Source organism: Gordonia polyisoprenivorans NBRC 16320 = JCM 10675, assembly GCF_000241325.1.
Taxonomy (GTDB): domain Bacteria; phylum Actinomycetota; class Actinomycetes; order Mycobacteriales; family Mycobacteriaceae; genus Gordonia; species Gordonia polyisoprenivorans.
On record NZ_BAEI01000054.1, the window covers coordinates 148,771 to 158,203 of the forward strand.

Consider the following 9,433-nt stretch of genomic DNA (forward strand, 5'->3'; position numbering starts at 1 on the left):
ATCGGGGCGAGGACGATCGTGCCGAACGGCAACTGCGTGACTGGCTCGTCGACCGGCTCGTCCTGATGGGCTGCGACCCCGACGGGGTCGACGTCGACACCCCGTTCCACGATCTCGGCGTGGGGTCCCGCGACGCGGTGGTCCTCGCCGGCGAACTCGCCGAATACCTCGGCCGGCCGGTGTCGCCGGTCGATCTCTGGGAGCACCCGAGCGTCGCAGCGCTGGCACGCTTCGCGCTCGGCCGAGACACCGGGTCGGCGGCCACCGATTCGGCGCCGGCAGCCCGGAACCCCGACACCGACGCGCGCCCCGTCACCGACACCGATGATCTGATCGCCGTCGTCGGGGTGGGCTGTCGGTTCCCCGGCGGCATACTTGGCCCGCAACAGTATTGGGATTTCCTGCTCGCCGAGGGCGATGCGATCGGCCACGTCGATCCGCAACGATGGGAGTCGTTCGCCGACGGCACCGCCGAGACCGACGCGGCGCTGGCGCGCACCACCACCTGGGGCGGATTCCTCAACGACATCGATGCCTTCGACGCCGAGTTCTTCGACATCTCGCCCAGCGAGGCCGACAAGATGGACCCCCAGCAGCGGCTGCTGCTGGAGGTCTCGCACGAGGCGCTGGAGAACGCCGGAATCCCTGCGGAATCGTTGCGGCACAGCCAGACCGGGGTGTTCGTCGGCGCTTGCGCTGGGGAGTACGGCTTCCTGGCCACCGCCGACCTCGCCGAGGTCGACAACTGGTCGGGGACCGGCGGCGCGCTGTCGGTCATCGCCAACCGCGTGTCCTATCACTACGATCTGCGTGGTCCGTCGATCACCGTCGACACCGCATGTTCGTCGTCGCTGGTCGCGATCCACCTCGCGGTGGCGAGTCTGCGCTCGGGTGAGTCGTCGACGGCGCTCGCCGCAGGTGTCAATGTCATGCTCTCCCCGGCGATCACGCGCAGCTTCGACCGCAACGACGCCATGTCGCCGAGCGGGCGGTGCCACTCGTTCGACGCCGCCGCCGACGGCTACGTCCGCTCCGAGGGATGCGGCGTCGTGGTACTCAAACGTCTTGCCGACGCCCGCCGCGACGGCGACCACGTCCTCGCGGTGGTGCGGGGGAGTGCCATCAACTCCGACGGTCATTCCAACGGGCTGATGGCGCCCAATCCGTCGGCGCAGATGGCCGTGCTGCGGGCCGCCTACATCTCCGCGGGCATCGGGCCGCGCGAGGTGGATTACGTCGAGGCACACGGCACCGGCACCCTGCTCGGAGATCCCATCGAGGCGCGGGCCCTCGGCGCGGTCGCCGGTCGGGGACGCCCCGCCGACGACCCGCTGTTGATCGGCGCGGTGAAATCGAATCTCGGTCACCTCGAGGCCGCGGCCGGCATCGCTGGTTTCCTGAAGGTCGCCTTGGCCCTCGAGAAGGGTTGCCTCCCGGCGACTCCGGGCTTCTCAGAACCGAATCCACACATCGACTTCGACAACCTGCGCCTGAAGGTGGTGGCCGAAACGACACCGTGGCCCACGACGGGCAGGCCCCGTCGCGGCGGGGTGTCGGCCTTCGGTTTCGGCGGTACCAACGCCCATCTCGTCCTCGAGCAGGCGCCGGAGCCCGAAGCCCTCACCGGACCGGCGGCCGGGAGCATGGACAGCACCGGCCGATCACCGAAGTCCCCGATCGCGACCCTGGTGGTGGCAGGTAGATCTCGCGAGCGCATCGCGACCACGGCCGGCGCTCTCGCCGACTGGCTCGACGGAGACGGTGTCTCGGTGCCGCTCGCCGAGGTCGTCGATGGTCTCGATCACCACCGTGATCGCGCACGCGCCTTCGCGACCGTCGTCGCGACCGACCATGCCGCGGCGATCATCGGGTTGCGGGCGCTCGCCGACGGGGTGAGCGCACCCGGTGTCGTCGCCGCCCACGAGCAGCCGTGTCGCCCCGGGACGGTGTTCGTCTACTCCGGCCAGGGATCGCAGTGGGTCGGGATGGCGCGTGGTCTGCTGGCCCATGACCCGGCCTTCGCCGACGCGCTCGAGGAGATCGAACCGGACTTCGTCGAGCAGGTCGGATTCTCGCTCATCGAGGTCGTCCGCTCCGGTGCCCCGGTCACCGGGATCGACCACATCCAGCCGGTCCTCACCGGCCTCCAGCTCACCCTGACGCGACTGTGGCGCGCCCACGGCATCGTCCCCGACGCCGTCATCGGCCACTCGATGGGTGAGGTGGCAGCGGCCGTCGTCGCCGGCGCGCTCAGCGTGGCCGACGGCCTGAAGGTCATCGCCACACGGTCGCGCCTCATGCGGCGGCTCGCCGGACAAGGCGCCATGGCGCTCATCGAACTCGACGCCCCTTCCGCCCACGAACTCGTCGCGGGCTTTCCCGGCGTGACCGTCGCGGTGCTGGCCTCACCGAGGCAATGCGTCATCGCCGGCGCCCCGGAACAGGTGGATGCCGTCGTCGATCGGGTGGCGGCGCAGGATCGTCTCGCCCGGCGGGTCGAGGTCGACGTCGCCTCCCACCACCCGATCATCGATCCCGTGCTGCCCGATCTGCGTGCGGCACTGGCCGATCTGAGCCCCCGGCGTCCCCACCTGCCGCTGCTCAGCACCACGCTCGACACCGGAGAACCCACCTTCGACGCCGACTACTGGTGTGCGAATCTGCGCAATCCCGTCCGGTTCGCGTCGGCGGTGGCCCGGGCGGGCGCCGACCACGGAGTGTTCGTGGAGGTCAGCCCGCACCCGTTACTGACCCACGCGATCGACGAGACCCTTTCCGACATCCATCATCACGCCGTACCCACACTCCTGCGTGATGCAGACGAGGTCACAACCTTTCACACCCATCTGAACATCGCACGCACCGATCGCCGCCACATCCCGGCACCGGATCCGTCCAGTCCGCATCCGCAACTGCCGACGACACCGTGGCATCACTCCCGGCACTGGTTCGCCACCCGCGCCCGCTCCTCCCGGTCGCGTGCGGCGAGCGCCGGCTTCACCCCACGACCGGGCACCCTGCTCGGCGAGCACATCGCGGTCGGTGACATCACCCACCTCTGGCGCGCCGACCTCACCCCCGAGGCCCTGCCGTACCCGGGACATCACCTGCTGCACGGACTCGAGGTGGTCCCCGTCTCGGTGCTCGTGGCCACCCTCGGCGCCGCCGCGGCCCACCTCGGTGCCGACGCGCTGACCGACATCGGCTTGCGCCATCCGATCGCGGTGGACCGGCCGCGACGCATCCACGTCGTCGCCGACGCCGACTCGGTGTCCATCTCGTCCTCGGCGATCACCGACGACGACACCTCGCGGTGGGTCCGCCACGTCACCGCGCGACCGACATCGTCGACCCTGCCGGGCCGGCGCCCAAGCCCCCACCCCGACAACGGTTCCCGGCCGATCGACACCGCCGACCTGGTGGCGATGACGCCGACCTCCTCGACCGCAGATCTCCTCGCCGAATGGGGCGTGCAGGGGCAGCCCTTCGCCTGGGAGGTGTCACGCGTCGCGCGCAGCACCGGCCGAATGCTGGCCGACATCGGGTTACCCGAGCCCTCGCCGGCCGCGATGCTCGACGCGGCGGCCCACGTCGCCCGACTCGTCGACGACTCGACCCGCGACCTGATGGTTCCCGCCCGGATCGACTCGGTGCTCCTGCCGATAACCCTGCGCGGCACCCGCGCCGTCCTCGACATCCGCCGAGTGGTGTCCGACGATGCCGACCTCGTGGTCGACATAGTCGGATCCACCGAGGACGCCGACGACGCCCTCCTCGTCCGCGGCCTGCGGTTCACCCTGGTCGACGCCGAACCCGGTGTGGCCGAATCCGCTGTGGCGGAAGCCGATCCGCAGTCGCTGGTCCGCACCGTGGTGTGGCGCGAGGACGTCGGAACCGACACGGCCTCACCGACGACGATCGCACAAAGCGACGCGGTGGCTGTGCTCGGCGACGCGCATGCCCTCGCCGTGGCACTCGCGCGTGCGGGAGTGCCATGCCGCGATCGGGCCGAGGACGCCCGCCACGTCATCTACGTCGCTCCCACCACCGCGGCGGACCCCGATCAGTTGGCTGCCGATCATGCTGCTGCCGCGGCGGGAATGACCTCGGAGGTCACCGCCGTCATCGCACGGATGGCCCGGAACGCGACCTCGCAGACCCTGTGGATCGTGACCCGCGGTGTGCGCGAACCGAACTCGCCCGGCGATCTGCCCCAGAGCGCGCTGTGGGGGTTGGCCACGGTGATGGCCGAGGAGCACCCCGACGCGTGGGGCGGACTGATCGATCTGGCCGCAGGTGCCGATCCGGCCACCGCGGCGCCGCTGATCACCGAGCGGCTCGGTCGGCCGTGGGGCGGTATCGCCGCCTTGCGCGACGGTCGGCTGCTCCGTCCGAGCCTCGAACCCCTCCAGACCCCCGAGTCCCGCGACGACACCGAGACCCGCGGCGAGGCAACGCATCCCGCACCACGCGCCGGCGTCATGCTGCGCTGCCGCCCGGATGCCGCCTACCTCGTCACCGGGGGACTCGGGGCACTCGGCCGCGTGATCGCCGGACGGCTCGTCGATCACGGTGCCCGCCGGCTCATCCTGGTCGGCCGCACCGGTCTGCCGGCGCGCCGCGACTGGGACCGAGCCGATCTCGACCCGATCCTCCGCGACCGCATCAACACCGTGCGCGACCTGGAGAGTCGCGGCATCACCGTCACAGTCGTCGCACTCGACGTCGCCGACAGCGCGGCCGTGCAGGCCTTCCTCAGCCGTCGTGACGATGAGGGTGCCGCACCCATCCGTGGTGTCGTGCACGCGGCCGGGGTCACCGAGAACAGACTGCTCACCGAGACCGACGACACCGCACTGACCACCGTCATGCGACCCAAGATCGCCGGGGCGCAGATACTGCACGAGGTCTTCGGCGACAGCCTGGACTTCTTCGAGATGACCGGGAGCGCCGGTGTGCATTTCGGTATTGCGGGCCAGGGCGGCTACGCCGCGGCCAACGCCTACCTCGACGCGCTCGCGCGCCTGCGCCGCCATACCGGTACCCCGGCCCTGACGATCGACTGGGTCGCCTGGCAGGGACTGGGGTTCGCGGTCGACGCCGACATCGTCACCGCCGAACTCGCCCGCCGCGGATCCCGGCCCGTCACCCCGGCAGAGGCACTGCACGCCTGGGACCTGATCTCCGAATCCGGTGTGGCACAAGCAGTCGTTCTCCCGCCACCACCGCCCGCACCGAACGCCGACGACGCCACCACTGGCACACCGTCGTGGTCGCAGATGGCCAGGCCCGACCTGCTCGCCGGATTGCGCGACGGCTTGCGAGCGATCCTGGCCCGGGAACTGCGGATGTCGGAGGCCGACCTGCTCACCGACGTCCCCTTCGCCGAGTTCGGCCTCAATTCGCTGATGGCCATGTCGATCCGCCGGGATGCCGAGAAACTGGCCGGTCTCGAACTGTCGGCGACGATGCTGTGGAATCACCCGACCATCGATGCGCTGGCCGACTACCTCGCCACCCGGATCGCCGGTGACGACGAGCCGGCCGCACAACTGCCCGCCGAGGATTCCGGTGGCCTGCTCGACGATCTCTTCGCCGACGCCGAGTCCGCGCCGTCACCGCTGGGTGCGGAGCACGGTCTCCGATGAGCGCCGACGACCTCGAATCCGTTCTGCGCGACTGGCTGACCACGCGGCTCGCCGCCCTCGTCGATCGCCCGGCAAGCGACATCGATCCGACGGTGGCGCTGGCCGATCTCGGGCTCGGTTCCCGGGACTCGGTGATGATCTCCGGTGAACTCACCGAGTTCCTCGGCAGGCAGGTCTCGCCCGTCGAGTTCTGGGAGCATCCGACGATCGACGCGCTGGTGGCCCACCTGTGCCTCGGGGACCACGTCGAACCGCAGTCGGCATCGGCGGGGCGATCATCGGCCGACGACGGTCCGATCGCGGTGGTCGGCATCGGATGCCGATTCCCCGGCGGGATCAGCGGTCCCGACGAGTACTGGCAATTTCTCTGTGCCGGCGGTGATGCCGTCACCACCGTGCCGCGGGGCCGGTGGGACCGTTTCGACGACGGTCGTCCCGAGGTTGTCGACGCCCTCGCCTCGACCACCCGCCACGGCTCCTTCCTCGACGACGTCGAGGGTTTCGACGCCGACTTCTTCGAGATCACCGCCCGCGAGGCGGCCAAGATGGATCCGCAGCAGCGTCTGATGCTCGAGGTCGTCTGGGAAGCCCTCGAACATGCCGGGATCCGACCCGAATCCCTGCGCCGGTCGCCGACCGGTGTCTTCGTCGGCGCCTGCGCCGGCGAATACGGGTATCTCGCGTCCACCGACCTGCCGACGATCGACGCGTGGAGCAATCTCGGTGCGGCCCTGAGCATCATCGCCAATCGGCTGTCCTATGTCCTCGATCTGCGTGGCCCGTCGTTGACGATCGACACGGCGTGTTCGTCGTCGTTGGTGGCGATCCACCTCGCGACCCAGAGCCTGCGGTCCGGTGAAGCAGACGTCGCGGTCGCGGGCGGGGTGAACCTACTGTTGACGCCGGCGGTGTTCGCCGGTTTCGATCAGTCCGGCGCGTTGTCGCCGACCGGCGCGTGTCATGCCTTCGACGCCGCCGCCGACGGTTTCGTGCGCGGTGAGGGAGCGGGGGCGGTCATCCTCAAGCGTCTCGATGACGCGCTCACCGCCGGCGACCGAATCCTCGCCGTCATCCGCGGTACCGCGGTGAACCAGGACGGCCATTCCAATGGGCTGTTCGCCCCCAATCCCGCCGCGCAGATGGAGGTGCTGCGCACCGCGTACACCCGCGCGGGCATCGGCGTGCGCGAGATCGACTACGTCGAGACCCACGGGACGGGGACCCTGCTCGGTGACCCGATCGAGGCCCGCGCACTGGGCACGGTGCTCGGCCGTGGGCGCCCTGCCGACGCGCCTCTGCTACTCGGTGCGGTCAAGACCAACCTGGGGCACCTCGAGGCTGCCGCCGGGATCGCAGGTTTCATCAAGACCGTCCTGGCGTGTTCGCGCGGCACCATCCCGGCCACTCTGCATCAGCGAGAACCCAACCCCCACATACCATTCGACCAACTGCGGCTGCAGGTCGTCGACACCAAGCGGGCATGGCCGAGTACCGGACGACCACGACGAGCGGGCGTGTCGTCCTTCGGTTTCGGTGGCACCAATGCGCACATCGTCGTCGAGCAGGCACCCGTCGTGCATCGCGATCCGCCGCCCGTCGACATGCTCGCCCCGGCGGTGAGCACCCTGGTCCTCTCGGGCCGCAGCGCCGAGCGGGTCGTCGATCTCGCCGCGACAGTCGCGGACTGGATGACCACCGACGGTGCCGGGATCCCGGTCCCCGACATCGCCCACACCCTCAATCATCACCGGGCGGTGTTGCCGGTGACCGCCACCGTCACCGCCCGCGATCGGGCGGGCACGATCGCCGGACTGCGCGCCCTCGCCGGTGGCGACACGGTGGATGGAGCTGTTGCCGTCGGGGTGACCCCGCCACGGGAGGACGCCGCGCGCGCAACGGGTACCGTGTTCGTCTACTCGGGCCAGGGCTCCCAGTGGGCCGGGATGGCCGCCGTTCTGCTCGCCGACGAACCCGCCTTCGCCGACGCCGTCGACGAGATGGAGGCCGACTTTCTCGACCACGTCGGATTCTCACTGCGCAACGCTCTGGCCGAGCGCCGCGACCTGCACGGTGACGCCGAGGTGCAACCGGTACTGATGGGCCTGCAGGTGGCGCTCACCCGGCTCTGGGCACATCACGGTGTGCATCCCGACGCGGTGATCGGGCAATCGATGGGGGAGGTGAGCGCCGCGGTCGTCGCCGGCATGCTCACCGTCGCCGAGGGACTTGCCGTGATCGGTATCCGCTCGCGGTTGATGTCGGCGGCCCCGGCCGGCGGTGTCGCGGTCCTGCGCCTCTCGTGCGATGAGGTCGCGGCACGACTGGCAGCACATCCGGGCGTCGAGATCGCCGGTCACCTCGCACCGCGGCAGACGGTGGTGGCCGGTCCACCCGAGGCCGTCGACGCGGTGCTCGCCGAGGTCCTCGCCGACGGCGTGTTCGCGCGCAGGGTCGCCATGACGGTCGCCTCGCACACCGCGCTGATGGATCCGCTTCTGGGACCACTGCGTTCGGCATTGGCCGACCTGGCTCCGCGGCCCGCTCGGATACCGTTCCTGTCCACCGTGCACCCGGCATCCGCGGACTCCGCCGCTCCGGTGGTCGACGCCGACTACTGGGCCGACAACCTGCGGATGCCGGTACGGCTGGCACAGGCGGTCGCCCGCGGTGCCGAAGACCATGCGACCTTCGTCGAGATCAGCCCGCACCCCATCCTCGGCCAGGCGCTCGTCGAATGCCTGGAGGAGTCGGGGGCCGAGGACGCCGAGGTCGTCGCGACACTGCACCGCGACCGTGACGACACCATCTCGTTCCACCGCGCGTATCACGCTGCCGCCCAGGGTGTTCCGTCGACCCCGCATCCGGCCGAACCGCATCCGGTACTACCGCGCACGCCGTGGCGACACACGCCGTTCTGGCTGCCCACACCCACCCGATCCCCGGGAGCGTCGGCGGGGCCCGGAGCAGGGTCACCTTCCTATCCCGCCGACGGTCGCGTCCCCCGATCGTGGTGGCATCACCTGGCCTGGCCGACGATGCCGGCACCCCGCACCTCGACGCTCGTGCACCCGCAGCGCTGGGTGATCGTCGGTGACGGTGTCGATACGGAGTCGATCACCGTGCTGCGCGCCACGCTTCCCGGCGGCTCGCAGATCATCCCGATCGACCCCGATACATTCGCCGACGATACGGACGATTCGGAAACGTTGAGCCAGAGCATCTCCGGCGCCGATCGTGTGATCTTCGCCCCGGCCACAGAGGCGGATCCGTTCTCTGCGCAACCGGCATATCGGTTGTTCTCAGTGGCGCGTCGCCTCGTCGGCGCTGCCGTGTCGAGTGGCACCCGACCCCGGCTGCACCTGATCACCCGCAACGGCGCACCGCTGGCCGATGGCGATCACGCCGTCCCCGCGCACGCCGCCCTGTGGGGACTGGGACGCACTTTGGCGCTGGAACATCCCGAGATCTGGGGCGGTGTCCTCGACGTCGACGCCTCGGTCCCCGGCGGCGTCGTCGCACGCTATCTGCTCGACGAGATCGGCGCCGACGATCACAAGGATCAGGTGGTCTACCGGGCCGGCGCACGTCGTGTCCCGCGACTGCGTGCGGGCGTGAGATCGTCCGACGATGTCGGGGGAGAACCGATCACCGGACAGACACATCTGGTCGTCGGCGCCACCGGACACATCGGCCCGCACCTGATCGCTCACCTCGCCGACCGCGGGGCGCACACCGTCGTCGCCGTCTCGCGCACTCCGGGCACACGTCTCGATCCGCTCGTCGCC

At 70.3% G+C, this 9,433-nt stretch carries 2 protein-coding genes; both read left to right on the plus strand.

The window, feature by feature from the left end; genetic code table 11:
• Nucleotides 1-65 precede the first annotated feature (65 nt).
• A complete protein-coding gene (locus tag GOPIP_RS13215; RefSeq protein ID WP_244421148.1) occupies nt 66-5,648 on the plus strand; it encodes a type I polyketide synthase in 5,583 nt (1,860 codons plus the stop codon).
• The coding region (locus GOPIP_RS13220) for a type I polyketide synthase (protein ID WP_006370185.1) at nt 5,645-9,433 on the plus strand (3,789 nt) is incomplete at its 3' end. The genes GOPIP_RS13215 and GOPIP_RS13220, both read left to right, overlap by 4 nt.

Excerpts from the sequence above, each read along its gene's own strand:
- GOPIP_RS13215 (WP_244421148.1), top strand. The coding sequence starts at position 66 with ATGGGCTGCGACCCCGACGGGGTCGACGTCGACACCCCGTTCCACGAT.